Source organism: Sphingobacterium sp. E70, from assembly GCF_019285695.1.
Classification (GTDB): domain Bacteria; phylum Bacteroidota; class Bacteroidia; order Sphingobacteriales; family Sphingobacteriaceae; genus Sphingobacterium; species Sphingobacterium detergens.
The window spans coordinates 350809-376425 of the sequence record NZ_CP079104.1; the positions used below are offsets into that span (position 1 = coordinate 350809).

A 25617-nucleotide genomic window follows, 5' to 3' on the forward strand; every position below is an offset into this window, starting at 1 on the left:
TGAGAACCAGCTGAAGAACCGACAACTACAACCTCGCCCAGGCTATTATTGGATGGCTGCAATTTGATTATTCCCAAATGAACTCCCTCGCCTGAAACAAGTGTATCTAACGCGAATGCTTGATAACCGGTGTATAAAATAGCAAGTCGAGCAGGTCCCTTTTCCTTTAAAATCAGTGTAAACTTGCCATCGAGATTGGTTTGTGCAGTCAACTTCCCCACTTGTATTGTAGCGCCAGGCAATACCTCGTCGGTCATTGAAGTGACAGTCCCTGTAATTTGTTGTGCCTGTAAAAAGAAGGGCATCAACGAAATCAAAAAGAGTAATGTTCTTTTCATATCATGTAATCAATTTTTGTTATTTGCTACGAAATTGATATTTCATGAGATGCCTGTCGTCTTTCTCGATAAAGAAGTACGATCAATTAGCATCAAACACCACAAAACACTCATTTAATGACATTTACAAACATTAACTTTGCATTAAGATTAGGTTACCGATAAATTGATACGCTGATCGCGACGTGGAAACACCGCTTTTAGGATTAATTAATACCCGCTTTTCCAGCCCGATGGACAAGCATATTCACTTAGGTATTCACTAGGTTATAATGTGGTTTTGCTTTGAGATAGGCCGAAGGCGTGCAGCCCTGAACCTTTTTGAAATATTGATTAAACGAGGATTTGGAATGGAATCCAGCCTGAAATGCCATCGCAAGTATATTGATGGTCTCTCCTTTGCTTTTGTGCAGATCCATTAATGTAATAACCTCCTTAATTCGATACTCATTGACATACTGATAAAAGGACTTTTCCTGGTACTGATTTAACGTTTCGGAAAGATGGTGACGTGATACATCGGCCTTTGTAGCAAGAATATCTAATGTGAGACTTGGATCTAAGAAGACTTTATGCTGGGACATCAGATTTTCTACCTTCGCCAAAATACCTACATAGTCTATACCGGCATTCCTTTCATTTTCCTCAGCAGATGGGCATCGGGATTTCCCCATCGAGCTGTCCAACCGATCTTCATGCTGATGGTCAAGAATACGCGGCTTTACTTGCTCCTGCTGATATAAATGAACGTATAGGAAGGAGCTTACTTTGACATAAATAATAGATATGCAGATAACCGCCAATATAGAATAAATAATCAGACGGAGCCACAGATGGATAAGATTAAAATAGACGGATATATCAGATAGTCGAGTCCAGATGCTGATGATTAAAAATGCGAGTCCAACAAACAGGAACAGGGAAGCGGCCAGTCTAACCATACGTTTTTCAAGTTTCCAAAATGTCGGTATCGTATGTGTCTTAGCCAAAATTTTTAACGGGTACACGATATATAATATCGTATATGCATAACCAGATATTGAATTGTACAGTTTGATGAATGGTGGTAATTCGCCAGAATGGTTGATCACATAGGCAGCAATCCAAAAGTAACCAATAGATGCACCTATCGATGGAAACATCGCCAAAAGAATATCGATGGACTTTCCCTTATGTTCGAGAAAACGTATATAACACCATAACAAACCGGGATATGCCAATGCGATAAATGTATTGAATTGCTGATGGATTTTTGAATTGGGCCAAAAGACGTTCAATGCAAAACTGATTGCCAGGTGCAAAAAAATGGAGGCTAATAAATAAGAAAGGATATTATCATGCTGTCCATTATTTTTTTGTCCTTCAATAAAATTCCCAAAGCCATTAAGGCTTGGGTTGCCCCTACGATAATAATATAATTCACGTTCTTAATCTAATTAAGCTGTCCTGCAAAGTTAATAATCAGGTATTATCAAATTGTTAAATGTACTTTCAGCAAGTTCTCTTTGCCATTTCCTATTATGTGATTCCTTTTCAGCTTCTTATTTATCAGAATTAAGCTGTAACTTAAACGCCTATAACGTTTACAAAAGCTCAAATTCAACATGACATTTCTCCGTAGATATCTTTCTTTCATCGCCTGCATAACTACCCTACTATTTTCCGTGAATGGATTTGCGCAAGAGAGGACTAAAACAGACAGCACGGTAATAGCACTTAAATTCGTTGACACATTACTTCCTGAGGGTAACTATATTGTAGAGGTGTTGGGATCCCCTCCTTTGAATGCCGCTGAGTCGGAAATTCTCAAAAAAATGAAACTTGCCATTCAACAGAACCAAGATTGGTTTCTAAAAACAATGAGCGGATTAAAACCTGGGGAACTTATGCCATATCACAAAAATCTAGGCATTAGCGAACAGGAGTACGCGGTATTTATACAAGTTTCACAATCGGCAAAAATAGACAAAATAGGGATCGTAAAGCTTAAGATCATTCACAAAGACAACAGCATTTATTTCGAGCCCGAAGACTTTCCTCATTATTTAAAGGAGCTCACAATTCACCTTAAGGACTATACGATCGTGATCGACAGTATACCCTTGAAATACAAAAGTCAACGCATCATGGACAGCAAAAAGACAACACTAGTTGCGGGACCATGGAAGGGATACTCCTGGGATTTTGAAGAAATTAGGAAAGACGGACAACTAATTGCAGACCCCGATAAGATGGATCCATCGGAAATTAACACGCTCGATATCAAATCGGTAAAACTGACTATTGGTAAACTCGACCATAATGACCAATGTTTTCTTTATCTAAGAAGTAATATTGTCAATAAAGGTCATGTGCTCGCAAAACAGGATATAGCACTCTTATAAAAAAAAAAGAATAAGGTAAATCTCGCTTGCTAGCTTATTCATTAAGCGGAAGAAATTCGTCTTGATCAATAAATGGAACAAATGACCAACGGCAGGCTCATTCCCTGATTTGATAGCTAGCTTCTTTTAAAATAAAGCATTTAAATAAAAGGCCACTTAGCGTTTTTCTAAGTGGCCTTTTAGTAACTCCTATAAGCAACTGACCATTGATTAGTTTTGCAAGTTTGGGTTATTATTCAGTTCGTTTAGAGGTATTGGAAATAAAAAATATTTGCTATTTGGAGATAAGTTAGATCCATCTGGAAACTTGAGAATATAATGTCCCATTACTGCTACTGTCTTTCCAGCATCATCCACAAAGGTCTCATTAGCCTCGCGACGTACAGGCGCCGTCTGCGTCCGCAGGATATCGTAAAGACGGAAACCCTCACCCCATAATTCTTTACGGCGCTCCAATAAAACTTCCTGTACCGCCTTTGCCTTATCAAAATTTGCGACATCGAGATCTTGCAAAGTCCGTTTACGTCTTAATTCGTTCAGGAGGTCTATAGCCCCTTTTACATCGTCCAGGCGAGCTCTACTCTCGGCTTCGATAAGCAGCTGTTCCGATGATCGCATTAAAACGATATGTCCATCACGGTTAGGGTGCTTATTTCTAAACTTACGGTAACGATAAGAACGATAGATCGCCTCAGCAGGTTGCTTGGCAATCTCAAAAAGCGATTTACGCACATCAGCAGCTGTAAATAAGCTGATAAAATTGGGGTCAGGAATAATGCTATTATAACCAAAATATAGATTTACACCTTTGGCATCTGTTGCGTAAGGAGTTGTCTCAATATAGGCTAAGAAAGAAGCTCCACCCAAATTTTGGGTCGCGGTCTGTGGGTGTCCCCAGATCCACTCCGGATTGCTGACATCGTTAAATCCTTCCTTGTACTGCTCTGCCGTCATAATTGGATAACCGACACGTGCTCTTGCTGCATAATCACGTGCTTGCGCCCAATTTTCCTGTGTCAAATATGTTCTAGCCAGTAGACCATAAATGACATTGAGGTCGAGTCTGTTCTTCACTTTCCGCTTGAAACCCACGAGTAATTTTTCGGCTTCTTTTAAATCGGAAATAACCTGCTCATAAACCTCCTTTACTGTAGCCAGTGGTTTGGGAACCGTCGTTGGTGTCGTCGGTTCGGTATAAATCGGTATTGCCTTGACATTTGGGTCTTTCACATAGGTAAACTGGTACTGACGTACGAGATTGAGATAATTCAATCCCCTCAAGGCATAGGCTTGCCCCTTGAGGTGTTTTAAGCTTTCTTTGCTGTTATCGTCAATTTTCACATTGGCTATCAGATTATTGGCATGGTCAATAGATTTATATTGCAAGGTCCAAAAGAAAAGCGCCCGGCGAGTGGTGTTGTCAAAAGGATCTTTATAGGGATATGAGTCCCGAAAACCATAACGGCCGTCACGTGCAATAGCGTCCTCTCCCATCACTTCATGTGTGAGGAATATGGTCGGGAGCCCAGGATTGTCCTGAGAGGTGCTATTTTCCATCAAAAAGCGGATCGATCCGTTGATAAAGGCATCAATATTATTCTCAGAAGAAAATACCTCGGGAGTCGTAATCTGGGTTGCAGGAGCAGTCTCGAAGAAACTGTCACGGCAGGATGAGAGTACCAATAAAGGAAAAATGATCGTGATATATTTTAATTTCATAATAAATCAAATATGCGTGTTAAAAGGAAACATTGAGGACCAGAGCGTATGACTTCTGTGCCGGGTAGCGATAGTAGGTAACTCCACCTACCGTTTGCTCTGGGTCCAGGCCCTGAGTTCCATAGAACGTCAATAGATTTTCACCTACAAAACGTATCCGAACATCGGAAAGAGACCATTTTGACACTAGATTACGCGGAATAGTATAGCTTAAGCTCAAATTCTTTAGGCGTCCATAGCTTGCACTCCGTAGAAAACGTGTGGAGGGAATACTATTCCAAGAATCAGTCACGTAAGACAATCGGGGAAATCGGTATCTCTATTTTCGGATGTCCATCTATTGAGGGCCTCCTTGGACCAGCTTCGCCCCGGTGCTGAACCCACATGCATAATCATGGGTTGATCACCATCAAAGATTTTTCCTCCTAGACTATAGGAAAACAAGAAAGACAAATCTATTCCTTTGTAACTAAAGTTGTTACTAACACCGCCATAAAGATCCGGCAATGAACTTCCTTCAAAATAAAATGATGCTTCATTTTGATTCGTTGTCGTCGTGCGCCCAGTTATATTTCCTGTTGCATCTTTTACATCCTTATACCAGGTCGCCTTGCCGGTCTCGGATCTACTCCGGCCCATTCCTTGATATAAAAATCATAGATGGAACCACCTTCAACCATTTTTTCGTGTTACCATACTGCCCAATGGATCCAGTGAGAATTTCTTTTTGTGGTAGTTTGGTGATTTTATTTTTGTAGTGTCCCACATTTGCCGTAATAGACCATCTGAAATCTTTGTTTCGAATAGGCACACCGGTAATCTGCCCATCAATTCCACGGTTGCTCAATGAGCCGATATTGGCATCGATCCCGCTATAACCTGTAGACGGTGAAAGTGGCTTTTGGAAAAGCAGGTCTTTTGACTTCCGATCATAGACATCAATCTGTGCTACCAACCGATTGTTAAATAAAGCGATATCAGCGCCGATGTTGAGATTAAGATTTGTTTCCCATTTTAAGTCTGGTGTAGGTAAATCGGAGGGTAAAAGCCCCAGATTGTCCAAACTGTTATAAATGGAATAGAATCCACCATAAGCATAGTTACCGACTTTATCATTTCCCTGAGCTCCATAACTCGCCCGTAGATTCAGGTTGTTAATCGTACTGATTTCTTTCAGGAAGGATTCTTTTTCACGTTCCAGGCCGCACCGATAGACCAGAAGTTACCCCAACGTGATTGTTTACTGAAGCGGGATGAACCGTCTCTACGGTAGCTTGTAGAAAAATGATAGCGGTCCAGATAATCATAATTTACCTGCCCCAACCAGCTTGCGAGCTTATAATCGGAAGAAGTCCCGTTAAAAACACCGCTCAGTGTCCCTGCGGATGGCTCCGTTTTACCAAGCACCTGGAAGCCCGTGCGGTTACCTGATAGTGAAGAAGCTCCCTCTACATAGATTTCGGGACCAACCAGCGCACTAACACTATGTTTATTACCAAATGTAGTCGCATAGTTCAGAAAGCTATTGACCGTATAGTTGAGTGTACGGCTCGAACTTCGGCTTGCGGATCCGCTCCATCTGTAAGGACACCAGTACTATAGTACGAATGCGAATAGGTATGTGAACTCGTGTTTCGGTAGTCGATATTGGCCGAGGTCTTCAGGAATAAATTGTCCGCAAATGATATTTTGATATTGGTCCCCAACAAAACTGACTCATTGTTGGTACCGGAAATTGCATTTTCAGCGCTACCTAAAATATTTGAACCACTCGCAGCTGTGGTTGGGCGCCATAACCCATAGTCCCAGATCTTATTGCCCTGTTCATCCAGCACATAGCTCCCATCAGGATTGCGCTGATAGACGGGATACAGATCGGACACTAAACGCTGAAAGTTGGCGAAGTTGCCGGTATTGCTATCGCTCTGCGTAGGCGCACGTTGAAAGCCTGATGACAAGGCAACATTCCCGCCAACTTCAAACCAGTTGTTCACCTTAGATTGTATATTTGTTCGGAAATTATACCGCTTGAAATCAGCCATGCGAATCCAGCCTTGTTCATTGAGGTAACCGGCAGAAAGATAATAACGAGTACTTGCGCCGCCACCACTCAGACTAAGGTCATATTGCTGGCGTATCCCCTTCGGGCAATTGCTTCTCCCCAGTTATCGTTCCAGAGCGATGTTGCTCCTGCAACCAGCTTTCCATCGAGCCCTACGGGTTTTGGATAGTTAGTCCCAAAGATGTTTACTTTAAGCGCACCATCGACCAAATAATCTGTGGCGTACTGGGCAGCATCGCCGGCGGATTTCCCTTGATCGAGCTGCGTATTGCGGATTGCTTCCCATTGCAATTCATAATATTCTTGCTGGGATAGGTATTCATAATCTTTCACTGCCCTCCCTGTATAACCGTAATTCGCCGAAAAGTTAACGGCAGTCTTACTGTTCAGTTCACCGGATTTTGTTGTGATCACGATGACGCCATTTGCACCACGTGAACCGTATAGTGCACTTGCTGTCGCATCTTTTAAGACCGAAATAGAAAGGATATCTTTTGGATTGAGACTATTGGGATTGGCCCCGGGGTACCATCTACGACATAAAGCGGTGCTGTTGACGCGTTTACAGAGCCTACACCCCTGACAAATAATTCAGCATCACTCCCAGGCTGACCTGCTGCGGCAATGGACTGTAGCCCAGGCACCGTCCCTTGCAATGCTTTCCCAATTGTCGTAATCTGTAGATTATCTAATTCTTTGCCACTTACGGTAGCTACGGATCCTGTATAACTTGATTTTTTAGCCGTAGTATAACCTACTACGACGGTCTCCTCAAGTGTATGATCCACAGGCTCAAGTTCAATAACCACTGGAGAATGATCTATGACCAAGGTCTGACTTGTATACCCCACAAAGGAAATTGTCACTGTAAAGGGCAATTTCTGTCCGGTTACAAATTGAAACCTCCCAAATTTATCGGTACTTACATGATGAGTTACATCCTTTAGACTTAAGGTTGCACCAGCAAGAGGCTTTCCAGTGGCAGCGTCCTGCACAACACCACTGAGTACAGCATTTATAATAGATTTTGTTTGCTCCTGTGCGAAGGAAGGTGCCACGGCCCCACTGCCAGCTAATGAAAGAAGCAAATAAAACAAGCTTGATTTTCTCATTGTTTTTCTGTTTGATGTTTTTGTTTGTTCTTTACTCGCCGTAGATTTCCTTTAATTTCTGCAATAGCGCATCGCCTTTAATGTTACGGGCCACGATAATACCATGCTCGTCGATAAGTAGGTTGCTCGGGATAAAACGGACACCATACAGAGCTGCAGCTTCTGTATCCCAGAACGAAAGATCAGAAACCTGAGTCCAATCCAATCCATCGTCCTTAATGGCTTTTAGCCAATCTGCTTTTTTCTTATCCAGTGATACGCCAAATACGCTAAATCCATGGTTTTTATATTTCTGGAAAGCCGCAACAATATTGGGATTCTCCCGACGGCAAGGACCACACCAGGCTGCCCAAAAATCAAGCAATACGTATCCTTTACCAAGATGCTCACTGAATCTTACTTTATTTCCATCGGGACCAGTAGACACAAAATCCAAGGCTTTATTCCCCGGCAATACGGCACGCTGTTTTAAGATTAAATCTTTCAAGATGCGCACATATTGTGTTTGTTGCAATGAGGCATCCAGCAATTTTGTATGCTCTTCGAGCTCATCCGGCGACAGATTATAGGAATAGTTACGGAACAATGCATACGCAGCGACAATAGATTTGGGATCCGCTTCAATAAACTGCTTAGCAGTATACTTACGTTGCTCTTTATTTGCGCGCTCAAAATAATCTTGAGCTTTTGACCCTCTCACAGTAGCATGATCGCCATTTTCTCCAGACTGGATGAGCACTTCAATTGGAGCATCCTCCAAGAAAAGTTGGACGGGATAACCTTCTTCTTTCAACTTCAGACCATAGAGTTCGGGTAACTGCACTTGAGTCCCGAAACTAAATCGACCGTTGTGGACTGAGGCTGAATCAATCGTCTTAAATACTTTATTATCGTATTGTTGAAGATATATTTTACCTTCTTTCAATCCTTCTATTTTTCCAGTTAAACGTAGGGCTGCAACTTTTTGGGCCGATGCCTGTGTGGCAAGAAACAGCATCGAAACAGTAAATAATGTCAGTTTATTTTTCATCTATTTAAATTATTTAGGAGTGTTTATTTTCACTGGTATAAATGAAATCACTATGCCCAGTTTGCTTTTTCCAATAAAACTGCCTGATATATTCATTTTCCAGTAGGAGTATTCATGGATATTTTGCTTTTCAGCTATATTTATGAACTCCTCACTCTCCATTGAATAAATCATAGTTTTATCCTATTTTATTGGTTGTTAGTTTGTAATTGTTTATCTTCTTATCCCAGATTGAAGAACCTGTCCGAGCAAGACCGCATTAAAAAAGCTGCGTGCATTGCCAAAGGAAATACCTCGGAATAAGGGATCGTCAACAAAATATACAATACGTCCATTCCCACTATTTTCTACGATAATGCTGGCTGTACCTGTGATGTTCTTTTGGTTTTCGGCCGATGCGTATCCATTTAATAAGGAGACTTGCTATAAATTGCAACATTATTATAGGCCTGGTCACCTAGTTCAACAAAAAGAGTGTGATTGCGGTAAACAGGTTTTGTTTTCTGGGTGTAACCATAACCGATGGGATGGGTTCTGTCAATTTCAGTGTTAAAATAGGTTCCACCAATACGTTTTGTTCCTTCCCGACCTTGGGCGGAAGCATAATCAAAACGTTCCTTTGTTTTCGTTGGTTTTTCCTCTTTCGGCACTACACTATCGCTCCTTCCGTCAAGAAATTGAAAAGAAGCAATCTTTTGTCCTGCAAGCCATTGTCCAGTACGTCCAAAAGCAATTAATGTTCCCCATTTTTTACCCAAGCACGGATACGCTCAATAGCCGCCGAACTCAATCCGGTGTACTCGCCGCTAGCCAATACAAGTACTTGATATTCCTCAAGGTTTACACGACTGAATTGATCAAGATTTAACCGTAAGATCGGCTGTTCCAATTGGCGCTCAAATGTATACCACACTTCTCCGGCCTCATAAGCACTAATCCCATTTCCGGTTAAAAGCAATGCATTTTGAGGTGCGAGGCTTTTAAATCCACTACTTCCGAGATCTATTCCCTTTCCGCTGTATCCCGTGGAAGCGGATGTAATCGTTATATTTCCTCTTTTATTCAATTTCTGTAAGAGATCAAATAATTCATCTGCTGAGATGGGCTGACCTTGTATGGGAATCAGCAGACTTCCATAATCAAACCCTATTGTCCTGCCCTGATCAGATAGTTCAAAGGGACTGCTAGCGGACTTCACAAGGATGCCGCGCTGTAGCAATTGGGATAACAACCAAGCTGCTCCCTCCTGCCGCCAGTCTACGAGATAAGCATAATTGCTCCTTGTCAGGGCAATAGCTTGCGGATTGATAGCAGAACTTTGATCGCTCTCTCCGTTGTCCACCCCTTGTTTTAGACTAGCATAAGAGAAGCCATAGAGGTAAGCAATGGAATTGCCCGAGCCATCATAAAAAACGCTGTCCACATATGTTTTGGTCTCGTCAAAGATGACTTTGACCAGCCGATAGTTTGCCTGCGCCGTCGGAATAATGATGGAAGTTCCTTTCTCAAAATCTTTACCATCTACCTTACGGTCACGATTGTTCGTTAGGTAACGGATTTGATGCCTGGCAAGAAGGTCCTTGAAATGTGCTGCTGTGTTATTATTGTACTTTAGATCTACCAAGTAACCTTTAACTGGATCTTTTTGAGCTAATTCGAACGCCGACTGGAAGAATCTCAGTTGATTTTCCAAAAGTGTCGTACGATGATCAATAGATGCTGTAATGCTCGCCAAGGCTATTCTGAAGTGGTTTCGAATAGCAAAGGGGTAAGTTAGATCACCATTGCTTGTTTTTTGAAAGAGGCCTCGTGGACTTGCTTGCTCAAAGAGGATTCCTAGGCTTCCGACATGATCAGGATAAGTAGATCCATAGGTTGGATTAATATTATCAAATTGTTCTTTGGTGAAATAAAAGATCCTATTTCATCCAATGCCTTCGCATAATAAGTAGCAAATTTCTGATTTAGCTGATATGTACTTTTAGGGACTAAGGGAGATTCTTGAGCATCGGTCTTTGTGGGTTCGAAGAAGAAGGAAGATGCTGCTCCCATCTCATGGAAGTCGCCTTGAAAATGGGGCAGCCAATGTTGAAAGTAGCTGACACGCGCCTTACTTTCGGGATTTACCTGATTGATCCAATCGCGGTTTAAGTCAAACCAATAGTGATTTGTTCGGCCTCCGGGCCAAACTTCGTTGTGCTCTCTATCCAGAGGGCTTCCGTTTGGTGGAAATGCTGCATTAGCATTGACCCAATTGACATAACGATCATAACCATCTGGATTACGAACTGGGTCTATAAAAATATTCCCTTTGCTAGTGAGGTCTTAACAGCTGGGTCTTCGGCAGCTGCTAGGTAATAAGCGGTTAAAATAGATGCTTCGGCAGCTGAGGTTTCGTTACCGTGCACACTAAAACCCAAAAATACCAATGCGGGCTGTGCTTCATTAGATACGATCCGGTTCTCTTTTGCTTTGTTAATCGTTTCGATATGCTGTTGACGAATTTGTTCACTATTGCGTATGTTGTCGGGTGAAGAAGCTTTCAGCACGATCAGCGGTCTCCCTTCCCAGGTACGACCAATCGTATCTATCTTTATCCGGCCGGAATGTTGCTCAAGTATCTTAAAATAATCAACAATCTGGTCATAACGGGTATGACTATGACCGATTTGATGATTGAAAAATTGACTTGGCGTGGGGATGTTTGTCACAAAACGGCTTCCTGCCGGAAAATAATAATCTTTCTCCAAGTTTTGCCCAGCGGATTCATTTTGAAACACTTTGGGCACTGAGCCCTCCTGGGCAGGAGCAAAAGAATACTGCTCCACAGAAAAAAAAGCAATAGCGAGCACTGGAAAAATACTTCGTATTTTTTCATAGGGATGAATTAGTTTAATAAGTGAATACTGACAAGTAGGATGATGCTACTTGTGGCATGATTGATAATAAGAGAAATACTATCCTTTACTATCCATTAAAAAAGTCTAGAAGAAAAATTTAAGCGCAATAGCGCATTCGAAATGGAGTAAGATTAAATCGAATGTTTTTCATGTTGTGAATGACGGAAAAGGTTGATCTTTGTGGTTTCATTTGAACTTTGTTTTTGTTAGGTTGTATCGCTGCCAACGCCAATTGATAAACGATTTGATCACAAATATAAAACATCTTACTGATAAATACTACTAAACAAGTAGTCTTTTTTACTTTTATCAGGAATCACGATTTTGTGACAAGGATATCATTGCCCAATACACCTAAGACGCCGGACCAAGGATAGCTATAAACTTTTCGGGGTATTTAATTTATCCAAAGCAATGGTAATCATTTCCTTTAGATTATTATTCGTGTTTTTAGGATTTCGACAGAGGTGAGTTTATCTTCATTGTGAAAGTGCTCCAAGTGTGAGGTACGTTGCCCAGATACTGGCTGCTAGAGCGAACAAGAGACTGTACCAGAGAATATCTATTGGCCTTCTGATCTTTATCAAAAAAACTATGACAAACATCAATGGGCAAACTGTGATAAAAATAAAGATAATTGTCGCTAAAGTCTCGAAAATATCTTGACTATAATTCATAAGCAATAACATGATCCCGACATAAAACAGCCAGACGAGGAGCGGTGAAATAAAGCACAACAGCAATCTCCACAGTAATTTGAGCTTAAAATGATCCGGGATGGCCCTGCGATAATTTCTATATAATAAATAACATATCCCCGCCAGACTTAGGACCAGAATTACCAACTGCAAATAGATATTAAAAATGGTGTCAGCACGGGTATTGATATTTGAAGAGGATTGGAGTTTATCATGGCTATAGTGTTTGATATTGATTGTTTCTCCATTAACAAATCTCTTTATGACCTTATCGGCACTGATCGCGTCCCTGATTATCCAGGTGGAGTCTTCCAATCCCATCTTATAAAATCCTTCAATAATAGTCTTACCTCCTTTTGTCCTGATGAACCGTCCATCAAGTCGCCCACCATTAAATCTTAAAGAATCACTCCCCTCTTCAGTATTGACTGTGAGCAAAGTTATTTTTCCGGGCGAAACCAGGCTAGCACTATCTGCTAAACGATGTAAAATGGCAAGATCAAGAGTTTTGATTGATTGATTCTTATTGTAATCATCGTTCCGCTCAGGCCTACTGGTAGATAGATAATTTATTTTGACAACAAGTAAGGAATCGCTTTTATGAAATTCCAATTCATCATCAAAATTAAGGTGCTGGATTGTCGGATCTTTTAACAGTACATACTGCGGCTGATCAAAAGATTGGATATATCTTTGCTGGCTGGTAGCACAGAAAGAGAAAATTGCGACAGCTGCGCTAAAATATGTGCTCAATCGCGTCATTAAGACTGGATTGACGGACTGTTGTGCCCTCCTTTTGTGTAGAACCATGCCAACAATATCATGGGTAATGCGATCAGATCCGAAAGATCCACGGTTCTACCAATACCAAAGTAGGGCTTCATAAATTGTATGATAACCGAGGAATATTCACTTTTCCAAAAGACAAATAAGACTGCTGTGGATATAAAAACCGTTAATTTTTGTTTAGGGAAGATAACGGACCAGAAAATAGGAAAAATAAAAAGTCCACTGAAATCAGATAGTTTTCCGGTAAACGTATTATGGAATACCGCTTTGAGAAAAAAATCATTGATAATTAATAGAACAAGAAAAAAAATAAAAAGCGGCGAAACAAGATGCTTTAGGCGTTCATACATACTTTAGCGTTTACGTTTTCTATTGATACTTATTATGCAATTTGGTAACCCAAAGACTACAGCAGTTGCGAAGACCATTTTCACAATAGTTATGGGGATATTGTTTAAGATTGCGAAAGTGTGATTTTCGGAAAATAACGGCAAAAATAGAATGGTTCATTCGACCATTAACATCCCATCGGGGTTTTAATAATAATTAATTTGGTTACTTTTTGTCCATTGTCTTTCCGCTTACCTACGATTCGTAAGAAATATCGACTTAAACTTATGGCACAAGGATATTCACGTGGAGAATTTGTTTTTTCCAAAAGTTTAAACCAATCCTCTCCACACTGCTCTTTTACTTTTTGCTTCAACTCATCCATCGAGACTTCGGGAAAAGTATTATAATCCTCTTCGGTGTATTTATCACCTACAAATTGCCCATTTGAATTTTGTTTTAACGACTTCCAGTTGGAATTAAAATGCTTCCAATCAATAAGATCACAGTGAGGCCCTTCATTCATAATGGTTACACTCGTTTCATAGCGTTGCTCAATGTTCAAACCGATAAGTTGCTCGCTCGAAATGGATATGGTACGCCCTTCAATGGTTTCTCCAACTTCAGCTTCGATCTCAGCAGTATCTTTTTGAATCCGTTCCATTTTTTCTGCATCAAAAATAGCCATGCCATTAATGACTACTACAAGTTCATTGAATTTTATTTTTGTAATTGTGTTAGATTCATTCGTATTGTGTACAGCGGATAGGTCCACGCTATCGCTACCTCCTAGCTGCATATTCTTATTTTCAGTCAGTAGAACTCCTGCAGTATCTTTCTTTTCATCCCCAGTGATAACTGCATGTTGTGGATCAGTTCGGTTTTTTTGTTTTCTTTCGTTTCTACAGCTTAAAGCCATTAGCGCGAGTATAGTAAGCGTAATATTTTTCCACATGATAAAGTCGTTTTAAAATCCAGAACGTCCACAATGAATGGTACTTTACTTGATATTTATCTTATTGTTTAACTCAGCAGTGTAATAAGTAAACTGCTTACTTCTCTCATTGCCGACCTTTTTAAGTGTATAAGCTTTTACAATTATGGTATTCTGATCGATCCATCTAATATTTTCGACTGCCCAGTTTTCGGTTTGAAAACTACTGTTTTCGGAAAGACGAATCCGAAATGGAGTTCCTTTTCGCACGTCAAGAATTCCTATAAAACAGCTATTAGGTGCGTACACCTCATTGTAATAATATGCCAGAAACCGTCCGTCAGGGGATGGAATAGGAATTTCAACAGCACCATCACCTACCGAAGCAATCCTATGTTGGCAACCCTCAATGCTATCCAACAAAACCAAATCGCTAAAGCCCAAACTTTCGGCAACAGAATGGCTTATCAAAATATACATTTTCAGCTGTGGAAAATAGCCGTTATACTCCCAACCCCGGAATCCATCTCCTTGGCCTGCTGAGGAATTATACTTTTAAATTTTAACTTACCTTTTCCTGTTGGAATCACAAAATTTTTCTTTTCAACTTCAGGCCTGATATCGACGACGGTATTGGCGCTGAATGCCTTTTCATAGTTTTCTGCTGCCGCGGTCTTGAAATTTATCTTAGGCAAGCTGTCGTACCGATCTCCATAGCCGACAGTCAGATTTTTATCGGACTGCCCGTAAACAAGGCTTATGGAAAAAGAATAATAAAAATCAATTTCATATTTATTTCTCGATTATGCGTAGCAAGAAAAGTTTTCCTGATACTATTTGACAAGCAGATTTATAACTTCCTAAAAGAATTAAAAACCAACTCGATATAAAGGTAACTTACATAACAACAAAAGTTAAAGGCTATTTAATATTTGTTTATAGCTGTTTATGATTCGTAGCTTCATAAGCTTTTTTGCTTCGCGGTGGCATGAGTCATTGTATCAGCAAATTTGACGGCAATCTAGTATATATTAGGCTTCTATCTACCCGTTTAACAGATACCGAAAAAATAGTCCTACATGTGCTGTGCATTGCTTTGTACAGCCAGAAAATTCAAGGGAGAAGAAATTGGAGCTCTTTTTGCCATTAAAATTTAACGAATTTATCCTATCTTTAATATTCAAATATTTAAATTTTATGAAGGCACATACGTACGAAACACAATCGACAATTACTCCTGAAAAAGCATTAGACTTCTTAAAAGAAGGCAATCAACGCTTTGTCAATAATCTAAAAGCAAACCGGGATCTACTCGAACAGGTGAATGCTACTCGTGAGGGTCAATGGCCATTTGCTGTGGTATTAAGCTGTATCGATAGCCGCACTTCTGCTGAACTTATATTTGACCAGGGTTTGGGTGATATTTTCAGTATCAGAATTGCAGGAAATTTTGTCAATCAAGATATTCTAGGCTCTATGGAATTTGGCTGTAATGTTGCTGGATCTAAACTGGTTGTCGTTTTAGGCCATACCAAATGTGGTGCTTTGAAAGGTGGATTGATGCTGCACAAATCGAAAAAATGGGAATGGACAACTTGAACCATTTAGTTAATCATTTTGATCCTATTATCAATGAAGTGATTGATGAGAATGAAGAGCGTTCATCAAAAAATAGTGTATTGCTGGAGAAACTTAACCAACAGAATATTAAACATGCAATTAAAGATATTCGCAGACAAAGTTCAACACTTCGTAAACTTGAAGAAGAAGGTAAGATTAAGATTGTTGGTGCCAATTATGATGTTGAAACAGGAAGTGTAAATTGGTTATGTTTATTAAACAATGTGATTACTCTTTTGAGGATCAAAATTTGAGGACTTATTCAAAGAACTGTACTGCATAACACGAAGACATGTGTTATGCTATAAATATAAAAAGGCCGTTTGGAAAGTATCCAAATGGCCTTAAATTACCTTGTATTCCTACTATTTATTTCAGATAATTTTCAATATCAACAAGCTGGTATTTAGGACTTCTCTGCATGAATTCATCCAAAAAAGCGCTATGGGTAGCTCCCATTATTATAAAAATTCGATCATCGTTATTGACTGGTATTTGGTTTAAATTGGAGAATATCCGCAGATTTCGTCTATAAAATTTGCTCGCTTCATCTGCCCCTTCGAAATTGCCTTTAGTACTGTTGTGAGTTAATATATCAGCATTTAGATTTATAAATTTTTGGAAAGTCGCTTTGCGATTAAATAGCTTCAATTTTTCTAGCACAGAAAGGTTTTCTGCGGCCATAAATTCTTTAAGAATACTGGCGTTGTATTTTTTTGAGGTTATACTGTCTACCTGATTTTCCAGTTCATTCCCTATATTATAGTTATAAGCTGCGGTCTGCTGCTCGTCGATACCATATATTTTGTTTACGCCAGTCATTTTACCAATTTCGTAAGCAATTAAGGCGATCTCCCTCCATATTTTGGGGTATAATCTTTAATTTCCTTAAAACTCCTGTAGTCTGCATTCAATTCCTCATTTTTGGTAGGAAGTACTTCCACACAAATTATTGTCGGTTTGAATTCCGCCAGCATCTTTGCTATTTTATAAGCCTCATTCTTATTTTTATCATCCTTTTCATTAAATTTTACTTTATGTGCATCAGGTGTATATGTCATGTGAAAAGTCGCAAAATTTAGGACTTCAATTTTTTGCGCATAAACTTTTCCCAAAAAAAATTCCAAAAAGCAATATGAGGATGATTTTTAAATTGATCCCTTTTGCTCTGTTAGATAATTGAATCAACTGTGCTGTGTTTTTCAGGCTTTTCATGTGTTAGTTTGTTCTTATTGATTCAAAAATATCACAGTTTGCTCGAATACAGGCTACACTTGGGTGTAGTTTTATAGGTGGGCCTAGGCGGAATCGCTTAGCTCATTCTTTATGGCTAATGAAAGCTTCCAGAACAGCTTTAATATGCAAAAAGACAAATTATGAAAAAATTAATACCTTTGAGCACTATGCTGCAAGTAACCTGTGCGATTATACAACACGCTAATAAAATTCTGATTTGCCAACGCTCTGCGTCGATGAAGCTACCATTGAAATGGGAATTTCCGGGTGGGAAGATTGAAGCCGAAGAGTCTAAAGAAGACTGCCTACGCAGGAGATCAAAGAGGAACTCAATATTGATATTACTATACATAAAGCACTCACGGTGATAGAGCACCATTACGCCGAATTCTCGCTACAGCTCTATCCATTTGTATGCAGTCTGCATTCGGGTGAAGTGGATACACTGGAACATGCGCAAGCGATATGGGTAGATGCCGCTGAGCTAAAGAATTACGACTGGGCAGAAGCGGATCTGCCTATATTGGATGAGTATTTAAACGGACAACAAGATAATAACAAACATATGGTACATTCTTTTCTGATGGTTGGCCAATCTAATATGGCTGGAAGAGGATTTTTAAATCAAGCTCCCCTACTTTTTGATGAAAGAATAAAAATGCTCCGCAACGGATGTTGGCAAACGATGTGGGAACCTATTAATTGTGACCGTCCAACGTCTGGAATCAGTCTTGCATCAAGCTTCGCCGCTGCCTGGCTGGAGAAGAATCCAGATCGTGAGATCGGACTTATTCCATGTGCTGATGGCGGAAGTAGTCTGGATGACTGGCGCACCGATGGTCCACTCTTCAAAAATGCTATTTTTCAGGCCAAACTAGCCATGGAAAACAGTTCCTTGGATGGCATACTCTGGCATCAGGGTGAAAATGACAGTTTAATGGGACGTTCAAAGCAATATGCTGAAAAATTGAAAAATATAGTCGATGCATTCCGGAATGCCTTGGAAGCGGCCGACATTCCTTTTATTTCGGGTGGCCTTGGCGACTTTTTACCATTGGGGCGCTACGGACAATACTTTCCTGAATCCCGCGAGGTGAATGAAGCTTTATTAGGTTTTACCGAAAATAGTGACAATTGTTATTTTGTGAGTGCTAGCAAGCTAAATTCCAATCCCGATGGATTGCATTTTGATGCGCCATCCCTGCGAAAATTTGGGCTGAGATATTTTCAGGCATTTCATCGGCAGACTAATATACTTGGTGTGCTGGACAATGAGGAAGAAACAGTCCAAAGATTAGAACAGCGACCATTGACAGCAGCAGAAAAGAAAACGGTGCTGGAAATTAGGTATGCCTCAGGGCTGCTCTCGCAATATGAATATGAGAAACAATCGCAACATTTAGAACGGTGATTTTGAGCAGAGGTTAGCCTATCTCAGGGCTCCATCCTCACAGTAATCTTCAATCGCTGGAGAAACATGGACTAATTATAGTTGCAGCATCTATTGTATTCCATGATTTCCTTCCAATTAGCGTATCTTAGTATTGCTGCAATTTTATTGTTCTTTCCCAGAGGCTCAAAAATAACACTTTGCCCCGTCGATTCCTTTATCTTAGGTTATATATTCCCACAGAATATGGTTCTCTGTTTTCAATTCAAGGCCCTTCATTCTGGTTGGTTCGCCCTTATTAAAATCGAACGCATTGATATAACCGACCTCTGGTTTTACATTTAGCTTTTTAGTCCAGATTTGATCAAGACCTTCTGTCGTCATAAACGTTTGATACACCTTAGAAATCGTACCTTTCGACCAGCTAGTCTTTAAACCTAGGAGTTTATTTTTTTAATCTAGAACTATAGCTGAATCAAAGAAAATTGAATAATTTTAGATGGTAAACAAAAGACCTAGGGACGATAAAAATTATGGAAATAGAACAATATATCAGTACACTTTCGCAAACCGAGCAACAAGCGATTAGTCAATTCCGAAAAGTAATATTAGAAAATGACAAAGCTGTTTCTGAAAGTTTTGGAAAATTCATGTCTAATCCCAATGCGATCAGTTATAATGAACAGGGTGTTTTCAAATATGGACTTACAGTTGCTAAAAACTATATCTCATTCCACTCGTTGGTGATGTATTCCAACCCCAACTCATAGATGAGCTAAAATCAAAATTGCCCAAAGCCAAATTCCAAAAGGGTTGTATTAATTTTAAATCGTTGGATGAATTTCCGGAATCGGTTTTGATAGACCATATGCAGATATCTTCCAAAATAGACTTCAGTCCAGTAATAAACCGGTACCTGAAAAAGAAGTAAAACCCATGCGAATTTATAGATTGACCAAAACTGGGGATGTGCTCAATTTGTCCTTTTATTTGGTATATGATCTGAATTGGCAAAGAGGCGTATTATCCATCCCTATTTGCAAACAAAATGCATCAAATTTATATTGGAGTAAACTATGATAAGGTCGACAGGCAATGTAAAGAAGATTATCAGCAATATCCTAACACAGCCCATTCTTTGTAGGATCATCGGTGTACTAATGGTCCTATTTAACAGTTTAATTACTTTTAGTGATATTCATACCCTCTATCAATATCATTTTTGTAAGAGTTGTTACTGGTACGAGATGGAGCTGGAGTCTATTCTTTATTTCAGAATAACTATTGGAACCATCAATATATTACTAGGAATGGCATTAATAACACTAAAAATTAGGTCCTGGTTGTTGGTTTTGATTATCTACATATTAATATTCAACATTAGCTTCGAATTAGAAAAGATAATCCATAGGGTAGAAATCGGTGATCCTCAGGAGTCTTCGTGTGCAGGAGATAATACTCAACTTGTATCAGATTATGCTATAGTATTTTGGAGGAAGATCTTTTCCTATATTGCCGCACGGAATCCGTATAAGAATGGAACCCAGCAATATATTAAATATATATAGGAAAAGTCATCGAAATATAAAGTATGCAGCCAGCAGCCGAGAGAAATCAGGGACTAAATATTCTGCAAATTTCACTATCAATGGATTTATATTCGTTTGGAAAACAGTCAAGGCTTATCTTTATTCCCTGCTATATATCCTACAATGGATAAACACATAAAAAAAAAGCTTCCCTCGAACTGACAGAGGGAAACTTTTATCCGATTGTTATAGATTGTTTCTCAGATATCCTTGAAAGTTATCTTGAAACTGCAGGCCATTGCCTAACCTATATTTACTTAATTTGTTATTTAGCGCTAGCCCCAAAGTACAAATTCGGTCAGGAAGTAGCGATCCTCTGCCTTGGTCTCTGGCTGATATTGTTGTATCAGCGTTTGGATAGGTGTCATTTGATCTAATAAGCTCTCATAATCCGCATCAGTAAGTTCATCGGAAAGCTCAATACCTTCCGATTCCGAAAACCAACGAACGATATCATCATAGGGATAACGCTCGTTTTCCTTTTCAAGCTTCTCAATTTTGGGAAACAAGATCGGAAAGATACTTTTTACTGCATTTTCGATCAACTGCAACGCCACAGTAGCAGCCCCCTCCTGTTCCCCTTCGTAAACCAGCTCCACCTTACCGGTTATAGCCGGTACGATACCCATAAAATCGCTCAAGCGCACCGCAGTCGCTTTTGTTTTATTTCTAAGCATACGCAATTCGGCTGTACTTAACAGATTTTGAAATGCTGTAATGCTCATCCGTGCGCTGACACCACTTTTTCATCAACATATTCGCTATTTCGGGCTTCAAAACTGATCTGCTCAATTAATTCACGAGCCAGCTCGGGAACGTATATTCGCTCCTTCTGCGCAGCTTCCAAATTGGTCTCTTGGGCAGTAATTGTCTTTGCCACCTCAACAGATGCGGGGTAGTGTGTTAGTATCTGGGATCCTATCCGATCCTTCAACGGTGTCACAATACTTCCCTATTGGTATAATCCTCTGGGTTTGCAGTGAACACAAACTGTACATCTAATGGTAGACGTAACTTAAATCCACGAATCTGAATATCCCCTCCTGCAAGATATTAAAAAGGGCCACCTGAATCCTGGCTTGAAGATCGGGCAGCTCATTAATCACAAATATGGAACGGTTTGCCCGTGGAATCATGCCAAAATGAATCACACGATCGTCCGCATAACTCAACCGCAGATTAGCGGCTTTGATAGGATCTACATCACCGATTAAATCTGCTACGGTCACATCAGGAGTGGCAAGTTTCTCAGCAAAACGGTCGCTTCGATGAAGCCAACTTATCGGGGTGTCATCCCCGTTTTCCTTCAATAATTCCTGCCCGTAGCGCGATATAGGATTAAACGGGTCATCATTGATCTCGAACCTTGTAGCACAGGTATATATTCATCCAGCAGATTAACCATAAGCCTAGCCAGGCGTGTCTTTGCCTGACCACGAAGACCTAGAAAATTAATATTATGCTTTGAGAGAATGGCTCTTTCAAGTTCGGGAATAACTGTGTCCTCGTAACCATGTACACCAGTAAAAACGTTTTCGCCTTTGCTTATTTTTGTAATCAGATTCTGGCGCAATTCTTCTTTTATCGTCTTAGGTTTGTAACCTGATGTTTTCAATGCGCCAAATGTTGTAATCTTCGTATAATCCATATATTCCTAATGATGAAGCGCAAACGTTGCGCAAGATGATGTCCTATTATCGATAAACGATGTGTTTATCGTATTCTTTGCGATTTTCTTCGTAATCTTCAAAAATCATTCCGCCCAAATCTCCAAGTCCTGTGTAGTATGCTTTGCCCTGGTTTGAAGCTGTAAATTCATTGACAAATTGCTGCAGATAAGGATCTGAAGTGATCATAAAGGTGGTAATGGGTATCCCCAGCTTTCGGGCTTGTGCTGCCATGCTATAGCACTTGCTGGTAATAAAAGGATCCAAACCCATTGGATTCTTATAGTAAGTGCCATCCGGCATATTTAAACAACTCGGCTTTCCGTCAGTAATCATAAAGATCTGCTTATTGGCATGCCGTTTTCGTCTGAGTATATCCATTGCCAACTGAAGGCCAGCGACAGTATTGGTATGAAAAGGTCCTACTTGCAGATAAGGCAGATCTTTGATCGCTATCGGCCAGGCGTCGTTACCGAAGACAATGATGTCAAGGGAGTCTTTGGGATAACGTGTGATGATGAGCTCCGATAAGGCCATAGCCACTTTCTTCGCGGGTGTGATCCGGTCTTCCCCGTATAGAATCATACTATGGCTGATGTCAATCATCAACACCGTACTCATTTGCGATTTAAACTGCGTATCCTCCACAACCAGATCATTTTCTGATAAGCTAAACTCTCCTATCCCGTGATTGATCTGTGCATTTTTCAAGCTCTCGGTCAATACGATTTTCTCTAGGCTGTCTCCAAACTGAAAGCTTCTAAAATCGCCCATATTTTCGTCGCTCCGCCCCTGATGATTGGTTTTATGGTTACCTGACGTTCCTTTTCGCATCTTTCCGAAAATCTGATCTAACGCATTCTGTCGCAAAGCTTTTTCCAGCTTGGAGGTAAGATCTACACCGCCATCACCGCCAAAGCCCAATTTTTCTCGGATATATCCTTTGTTCTTGAGATCCGCAATGAAATCATCGATCGTATATTCTGGAGTGGTCAATTTGAACTCTCTGTCCAATTGTCGCAGCCAATCAATAGCCTCATCAAAATCACCAGCAGTATGTGTAATCAGTTCTTTGAAAATAGTAAATAACTTATCAAAAGGCGTCTGAAACGGCTCGGTATATTGTGTGAAGAGAAAGCCCCTATTTCGTTTCGTACTGTTCATGTATTTGTTGTATTAAGGATGAAGAAGCTAATTATCTATAGACATCGGAATCGCTTCATAGAATAAATTTACGAAATAATAATTCTTATAAAGAGCCGTATATTCAAAATTTCGTCCCGATTATGCCAATCACAACAACGGGTTAATGCCTATCTTTTCACTAATTCATTGACTTGTTCCTGATGTTTTTCCCGCACATTGTCAATTGCCAAGGTGCCCCCTAGTATTAGCATTTCCTTGTGCTGAAAGCGTTTCCTAACCTGTCCTCAAGCATAACTTTCTCCATGCTTTGGGCAATGCCGATTTCCTCCAAAAAGTTATTGGGATGACCTGCAGTACAGATGACTATTCCATATTTGACTATTTTCATTTTAGGCAAGTCTGGCTTTTGTCCATAGGCATAGCCAACCGAATATACCCGGTCAAACCAACCTTTCATCATTGCCGGACAATCGCTCCACCAGACCGGATAGAGAAAGATAATACAGTCCGCATTTTCAATTTTTGCTGCTCTTCAATCACATCCCTAGGAACTGGCAGCGCTGTATCCGCATTCCCTTCTCTTTGGTATTCCGTTGCGGTCATAATACCCTGAAAATTATTTGCATATAAATCAGAAACTTCAACATTCCATTTTTGGGCTGCCAATATATTCTTCAGATGGGTGAATATCTCAAAAGTATAGGATTTCTCGCTCGGATGACTGTAAACAATTAAAATATTCATAATGATACGATTAGAATTACATTTTCTTTTGCGAATCTTGTCGAAACTTCGAATCGCTTTGTTTAATCAAAACGAGATTGGCAACGGAACACTCATAACAACCTACTATTCAAAGCAAAGGTCAAGGCCTCATTCATATTGCTTACGCCCAATTTTTCAAATAATTTTCGCCGATGAAATTTCACCGTATCTATTGAAATGAAGATCTTCTCGGAAGTTTCGTGGATAGTAAGTCCGCGATGATAATAACGTAATATTTCGATTTCACGTTCTGTGAGATTAATTTTTCTACGGGCGATCCATTTACCGGTCAATAGGTCAAGCTCCCACAATAAATCAGAATGAAGTTTTTCTATGGTTACATTTCCTGAAGATACATTTGAAGATAGAGATACGATACACATGGCCTTCCATATCTTTCCCTTCTCGGTTAGAAAAAACGGTGTTAACTTGTGATTGATCAAAATATATTTCTTATTTGCATCTTGTATTTGAAAATCATAGGATATAACGTGAAGCTTCCGCTCCTCCAATGGAATATTTTCATAGAAATTAAAGCCAGCATTGTTGATCTGAATGAGCATCTGAAAATCCGTCGCGGGGACATATTTTTGATAAAATCCGTATCCCATCTCAACAACCTGTTTTGAACTTAAACCTGCCAGAAACAACGGATTATCTGAAACAAATTCAAATGCTTTCAATTGATAATCTATCACATAGATACTTTGGTAAGTAATACGTGCGAAAGCTTTAACTATTTCTATATAATCTTTGGTCTGTTCTAAATCTTTTGCTGAAAGACTATCCACCGTATTTTTGGGTGAAAATAAATCGTTAACATCCATGTTCAAACTCTATACTTCAAAAATAAATAAAACTACACTCAGGTGTAGCTTTTATTATGATAATCTGTAATATTTTTGAGCAAAATAGAAATCAATAGGCAGCCAAAAATCTATTGACTACGTGGACAACAATTATCCCTAATCGGAGAGCTTTGGCGAACAACAAACCGAAACATATCATTACAGCCTTAATTACCTTAAAAATGACAAATTGCAAAAACTGTGAAACTAATATCATCTCCAATTTTTGTCCAAATTGCGGCCAGCCTGCGGTCCTAAAAAGGATAGATGCGCACTATATCGCCCATGAGATCGAACACGTCCTTCACTTCGAACGTGGCATTTTATATACCATTCGAGAACTAGTCACCACTCCGGGAAAAAATATACGGAATTACATTTCCGAAAATCGAAGTCGCTTGGTCAAACCTATTATTTTTATTATTGTCACATCACTGATCTACTCGATTGTAAGCCATTATTTTCATATCGAAGACAAATATATTAGTTACTATAATTCCCGACACTCCACTACAGGCACTATATTTATCTGGATCCAAACTCATTATGGTTATGCTAATATTATGATAGGGATATTTATTGCATTTTGGGCTAAACTATTTTTTAGAAAATATGGTTTCAATCTCTTTGAAATTATCATCCTGTTGTGTTTTACTTTGGGAATGACTATGTTAATATATTGTGTTTTTGCAATAATAGAAGGTATTACCCATATACATCTCATGATGTATGCTAGTAAAATTGCATTCATATACTGTGCTTGGGCAATGGGACAGTTTTTCGATCCCCTAAAATAGCTAGCTATTTAAAAGCATTAGTCGCCCATATTTTAGGATTTATAATGTTTATAATAACGGCTTTTATTATTGGTTCGACGATAGATCTTATCTTTCATTGACAATAATAGTTTTCGGATCTATTTATAAAAGGGATAAATCACCTCCGTCTTATAACTTAATTTTTATCAACTGAATTAATAAATGTTACAAAACAATTATTAAAATCCATTTATCAATCGATTGACTAAACAATATTGGATAAAAAATATAATTTTTTTCTA

General features: G+C 39.5%; 32 protein-coding genes and 4 pseudogenes. 7 read left to right on the forward strand and 29 right to left on the reverse strand.

Features of this window, described 5'->3' with window-relative positions; all coding sequences use genetic code 11:
• Positions 1 to 35 precede the first annotated feature (35 nt).
• Together KUH03_RS02620 and KUH03_RS02625 are read right to left on the reverse strand one after the other, a co-directional pair.
• Positions 36 to 338: pseudogene (locus KUH03_RS02620) on the reverse strand (carboxypeptidase regulatory-like domain-containing protein); the annotation flags it as partial.
• 251 nt (positions 339 to 589) lie between these two features.
• Complete coding sequence (locus tag KUH03_RS02625) at positions 590 to 1639, reverse strand: helix-turn-helix domain-containing protein (protein WP_257091445.1); 1050 nt, start codon at positions 1637 to 1639, stop codon at positions 590 to 592.
• 303 nt (positions 1640 to 1942) lie between these two features.
• Between KUH03_RS02625 and KUH03_RS02630 the strand changes: the two genes are divergently transcribed.
• Positions 1943 to 2722 carry a hypothetical protein gene (locus KUH03_RS02630; protein ID WP_257091446.1) on the forward strand — a complete coding sequence of 260 codons (780 nt, stop codon included), beginning with the start codon at positions 1943 to 1945 and terminating at the stop codon, positions 2720 to 2722.
• Positions 2723 to 2932: 210 nt separating this feature from the next.
• On the opposite strand, the gene KUH03_RS02635 is transcribed toward KUH03_RS02630, so the two are convergent.
• From KUH03_RS02635 to KUH03_RS02720, 18 genes and pseudogenes are all read right to left on the reverse strand, one after another.
• Positions 2933 to 4441 carry a RagB/SusD family nutrient uptake outer membrane protein gene (locus tag KUH03_RS02635; protein WP_257091447.1) on the reverse strand — a complete coding sequence of 503 codons (1509 nt, stop codon included), beginning with the start codon at positions 4439 to 4441 and terminating at the stop codon, positions 2933 to 2935.
• A gap of 19 nt (positions 4442 to 4460) precedes the next feature.
• Positions 4461 to 4742: a hypothetical protein gene (locus KUH03_RS02640; protein ID WP_257091448.1), complete on the reverse strand. Its 282-nt coding sequence runs from the start codon at positions 4740 to 4742 to the stop codon at positions 4461 to 4463.
• On the reverse strand, positions 4730 to 5080 hold the full coding sequence (locus KUH03_RS02645; RefSeq protein ID WP_257091449.1) for a hypothetical protein: 351 nt from the start codon (positions 5078 to 5080) through the stop codon (positions 4730 to 4732). Before KUH03_RS02645 ends, KUH03_RS02640 begins: the two co-directional genes overlap by 13 nt.
• Positions 5067 to 5660, reverse strand: a complete 594-nt coding sequence (locus KUH03_RS02650) for a TonB-dependent receptor domain-containing protein (protein WP_306429922.1) — start codon at positions 5658 to 5660, stop codon at positions 5067 to 5069. The genes KUH03_RS02645 and KUH03_RS02650 overlap by 14 nt, the downstream gene beginning before the upstream one ends.
• Positions 5615 to 5848, reverse strand: coding sequence for a hypothetical protein (locus KUH03_RS02655; RefSeq protein ID WP_373564621.1), 234 nt, complete (start codon positions 5846 to 5848; stop codon positions 5615 to 5617). Before KUH03_RS02655 ends, KUH03_RS02650 begins: the two co-directional genes overlap by 46 nt.
• A gap of 107 nt (positions 5849 to 5955) precedes the next feature.
• On the reverse strand, positions 5956 to 6483 hold the full coding sequence (locus KUH03_RS02660; protein WP_257091450.1) for a hypothetical protein: 528 nt from the start codon (positions 6481 to 6483) through the stop codon (positions 5956 to 5958).
• Positions 6484 to 6551: 68 nt separating this feature from the next.
• Positions 6552 to 6917 carry a hypothetical protein gene (locus KUH03_RS02665; RefSeq protein WP_257091451.1) on the reverse strand — a complete coding sequence of 122 codons (366 nt, stop codon included), beginning with the start codon at positions 6915 to 6917 and terminating at the stop codon, positions 6552 to 6554.
• 27 nt (positions 6918 to 6944) lie between these two features.
• Positions 6945 to 6992, reverse strand: a pseudogene (locus tag KUH03_RS47985) (hypothetical protein); the annotation flags it as partial.
• A complete protein-coding gene (locus tag KUH03_RS02670) occupies positions 6971 to 7561 on the reverse strand; it encodes a carboxypeptidase-like regulatory domain-containing protein (protein WP_257091452.1) in 591 nt (196 codons plus the stop codon). The pseudogene KUH03_RS47985 and the gene KUH03_RS02670, both read right to left, overlap by 22 nt.
• 85 nt (positions 7562 to 7646) lie before the next feature.
• A complete protein-coding gene (locus KUH03_RS02675) occupies positions 7647 to 8645 on the reverse strand; it encodes a TlpA disulfide reductase family protein (RefSeq protein ID WP_257091453.1) in 999 nt (332 codons plus the stop codon).
• 407 nt (positions 8646 to 9052) lie between these two features.
• Entirely contained in the window at positions 9053 to 9403 is a 351-nt protein-coding gene (locus KUH03_RS02680) for a hypothetical protein (protein WP_257091454.1), read from the reverse strand.
• Entirely contained in the window at positions 9379 to 10380 is a 1002-nt protein-coding gene (locus tag KUH03_RS02685; protein ID WP_257091455.1) for a hypothetical protein, read from the reverse strand. Before KUH03_RS02685 ends, KUH03_RS02680 begins: the two co-directional genes overlap by 25 nt.
• 101 nt (positions 10381 to 10481) lie before the next feature.
• A pseudogene (locus tag KUH03_RS45130) lies at positions 10482 to 11497 on the reverse strand (M14 family zinc carboxypeptidase).
• Positions 11498 to 12024: 527 nt separating this feature from the next.
• Complete coding sequence (locus KUH03_RS02700) at positions 12025 to 13053, reverse strand: hypothetical protein (RefSeq protein ID WP_257091457.1); 1029 nt, start codon at positions 13051 to 13053, stop codon at positions 12025 to 12027.
• Positions 13005 to 13382 carry a hypothetical protein gene (locus KUH03_RS02705; protein WP_257091458.1) on the reverse strand — a complete coding sequence of 126 codons (378 nt, stop codon included), beginning with the start codon at positions 13380 to 13382 and terminating at the stop codon, positions 13005 to 13007. The genes KUH03_RS02700 and KUH03_RS02705 overlap by 49 nt, the downstream gene beginning before the upstream one ends.
• A gap of 167 nt (positions 13383 to 13549) precedes the next feature.
• Positions 13550 to 14317, reverse strand: a complete 768-nt coding sequence (locus KUH03_RS02710; RefSeq protein WP_257091459.1) for a hypothetical protein — start codon at positions 14315 to 14317, stop codon at positions 13550 to 13552.
• 45 nt (positions 14318 to 14362) lie between these two features.
• A complete protein-coding gene (locus tag KUH03_RS02715; RefSeq protein ID WP_257091460.1) occupies positions 14363 to 14776 on the reverse strand; it encodes a hypothetical protein in 414 nt (137 codons plus the stop codon).
• 2 nt (positions 14777 to 14778) lie between these two features.
• Positions 14779 to 14991, reverse strand: a complete 213-nt coding sequence (locus KUH03_RS02720; protein ID WP_257091461.1) for a hypothetical protein — start codon at positions 14989 to 14991, stop codon at positions 14779 to 14781.
• A gap of 502 nt (positions 14992 to 15493) precedes the next feature.
• Here KUH03_RS02720 and KUH03_RS02725 point away from each other — a divergent pair.
• Together KUH03_RS02725 and KUH03_RS02730 are read left to right on the forward strand one after the other, a co-directional pair.
• Positions 15494 to 15895 carry a carbonic anhydrase gene (locus KUH03_RS02725; RefSeq protein ID WP_257091462.1) on the forward strand — a complete coding sequence of 134 codons (402 nt, stop codon included), beginning with the start codon at positions 15494 to 15496 and terminating at the stop codon, positions 15893 to 15895.
• Entirely contained in the window at positions 15877 to 16170 is a 294-nt protein-coding gene (locus KUH03_RS02730; protein ID WP_257091463.1) for a carbonic anhydrase, read from the forward strand. The genes KUH03_RS02725 and KUH03_RS02730 overlap by 19 nt, the downstream gene beginning before the upstream one ends.
• Before the next feature lie 115 nt (positions 16171 to 16285).
• Here the strand turns inward: KUH03_RS02730 and KUH03_RS02735 are convergent, their stop codons facing one another.
• Positions 16286 to 16738 carry a DUF5694 domain-containing protein gene (locus tag KUH03_RS02735; RefSeq protein ID WP_257091464.1) on the reverse strand — a complete coding sequence of 151 codons (453 nt, stop codon included), beginning with the start codon at positions 16736 to 16738 and terminating at the stop codon, positions 16286 to 16288.
• A gap of 20 nt (positions 16739 to 16758) precedes the next feature.
• Positions 16759 to 16977, reverse strand: coding sequence for a hypothetical protein (locus KUH03_RS02740; RefSeq protein ID WP_257091465.1), 219 nt, complete (start codon positions 16975 to 16977; stop codon positions 16759 to 16761).
• A gap of 342 nt (positions 16978 to 17319) precedes the next feature.
• On the opposite strand from KUH03_RS02740, the gene KUH03_RS02745 reads away from it, so the two are divergent.
• From KUH03_RS02745 to KUH03_RS02755, 3 genes are all read left to right on the forward strand, one after another.
• Entirely contained in the window at positions 17320 to 17520 is a 201-nt protein-coding gene (locus KUH03_RS02745) for an NUDIX domain-containing protein (protein WP_373564928.1), read from the forward strand.
• Positions 17517 to 18563 (forward strand): sialate O-acetylesterase, encoded by a 1047-nt coding sequence (locus tag KUH03_RS02750; RefSeq protein WP_257091466.1) that lies wholly within the window; start codon positions 17517 to 17519, stop codon positions 18561 to 18563. The genes KUH03_RS02745 and KUH03_RS02750 overlap by 4 nt, the downstream gene beginning before the upstream one ends.
• Positions 18564 to 19075: 512 nt before the next feature.
• Entirely contained in the window at positions 19076 to 19312 is a 237-nt protein-coding gene (locus tag KUH03_RS02755) for a hypothetical protein (RefSeq protein ID WP_257091467.1), read from the forward strand.
• A gap of 1094 nt (positions 19313 to 20406) precedes the next feature.
• On the opposite strand, the gene KUH03_RS45135 is transcribed toward KUH03_RS02755, so the two are convergent.
• From KUH03_RS45135 to KUH03_RS02780, 7 genes and pseudogenes are all read right to left on the reverse strand, one after another.
• Positions 20407 to 20856, reverse strand: a complete 450-nt coding sequence (locus KUH03_RS45135) for a hypothetical protein (protein ID WP_306429423.1) — start codon at positions 20854 to 20856, stop codon at positions 20407 to 20409.
• A complete protein-coding gene (locus tag KUH03_RS45140; RefSeq protein WP_306429424.1) occupies positions 20853 to 21074 on the reverse strand; it encodes a hypothetical protein in 222 nt (73 codons plus the stop codon). The genes KUH03_RS45135 and KUH03_RS45140 overlap by 4 nt, the downstream gene beginning before the upstream one ends.
• Positions 21075 to 21129: 55 nt before the next feature.
• Positions 21130 to 21441 (reverse strand): hypothetical protein, encoded by a 312-nt coding sequence (locus KUH03_RS45145; RefSeq protein WP_306429425.1) that lies wholly within the window; start codon positions 21439 to 21441, stop codon positions 21130 to 21132.
• On the reverse strand, positions 21438 to 21779 hold the full coding sequence (locus KUH03_RS45150) for a hypothetical protein (RefSeq protein WP_306429426.1): 342 nt from the start codon (positions 21777 to 21779) through the stop codon (positions 21438 to 21440). Before KUH03_RS45150 ends, KUH03_RS45145 begins: the two co-directional genes overlap by 4 nt.
• Positions 21780 to 21825: 46 nt before the next feature.
• Positions 21826 to 22962, reverse strand: coding sequence for a VWA domain-containing protein (locus tag KUH03_RS02765; RefSeq protein ID WP_257091468.1), 1137 nt, complete (start codon positions 22960 to 22962; stop codon positions 21826 to 21828).
• 226 nt (positions 22963 to 23188) lie between these two features.
• A pseudogene (locus KUH03_RS47990) lies at positions 23189 to 23688 on the reverse strand (NAD(P)H-dependent oxidoreductase).
• Between the two features lie 92 nt (positions 23689 to 23780).
• Positions 23781 to 24536 (reverse strand): helix-turn-helix transcriptional regulator, encoded by a 756-nt coding sequence (locus tag KUH03_RS02780; protein WP_257091470.1) that lies wholly within the window; start codon positions 24534 to 24536, stop codon positions 23781 to 23783.
• Positions 24537 to 24739: 203 nt separating this feature from the next.
• On the opposite strand from KUH03_RS02780, the gene KUH03_RS02785 reads away from it, so the two are divergent.
• Positions 24740 to 25354: a DUF3667 domain-containing protein gene (locus tag KUH03_RS02785; RefSeq protein ID WP_257098016.1), complete on the forward strand. Its 615-nt coding sequence runs from the start codon at positions 24740 to 24742 to the stop codon at positions 25352 to 25354.
• Positions 25355 to 25617: the final 263 nt, after the last annotated feature.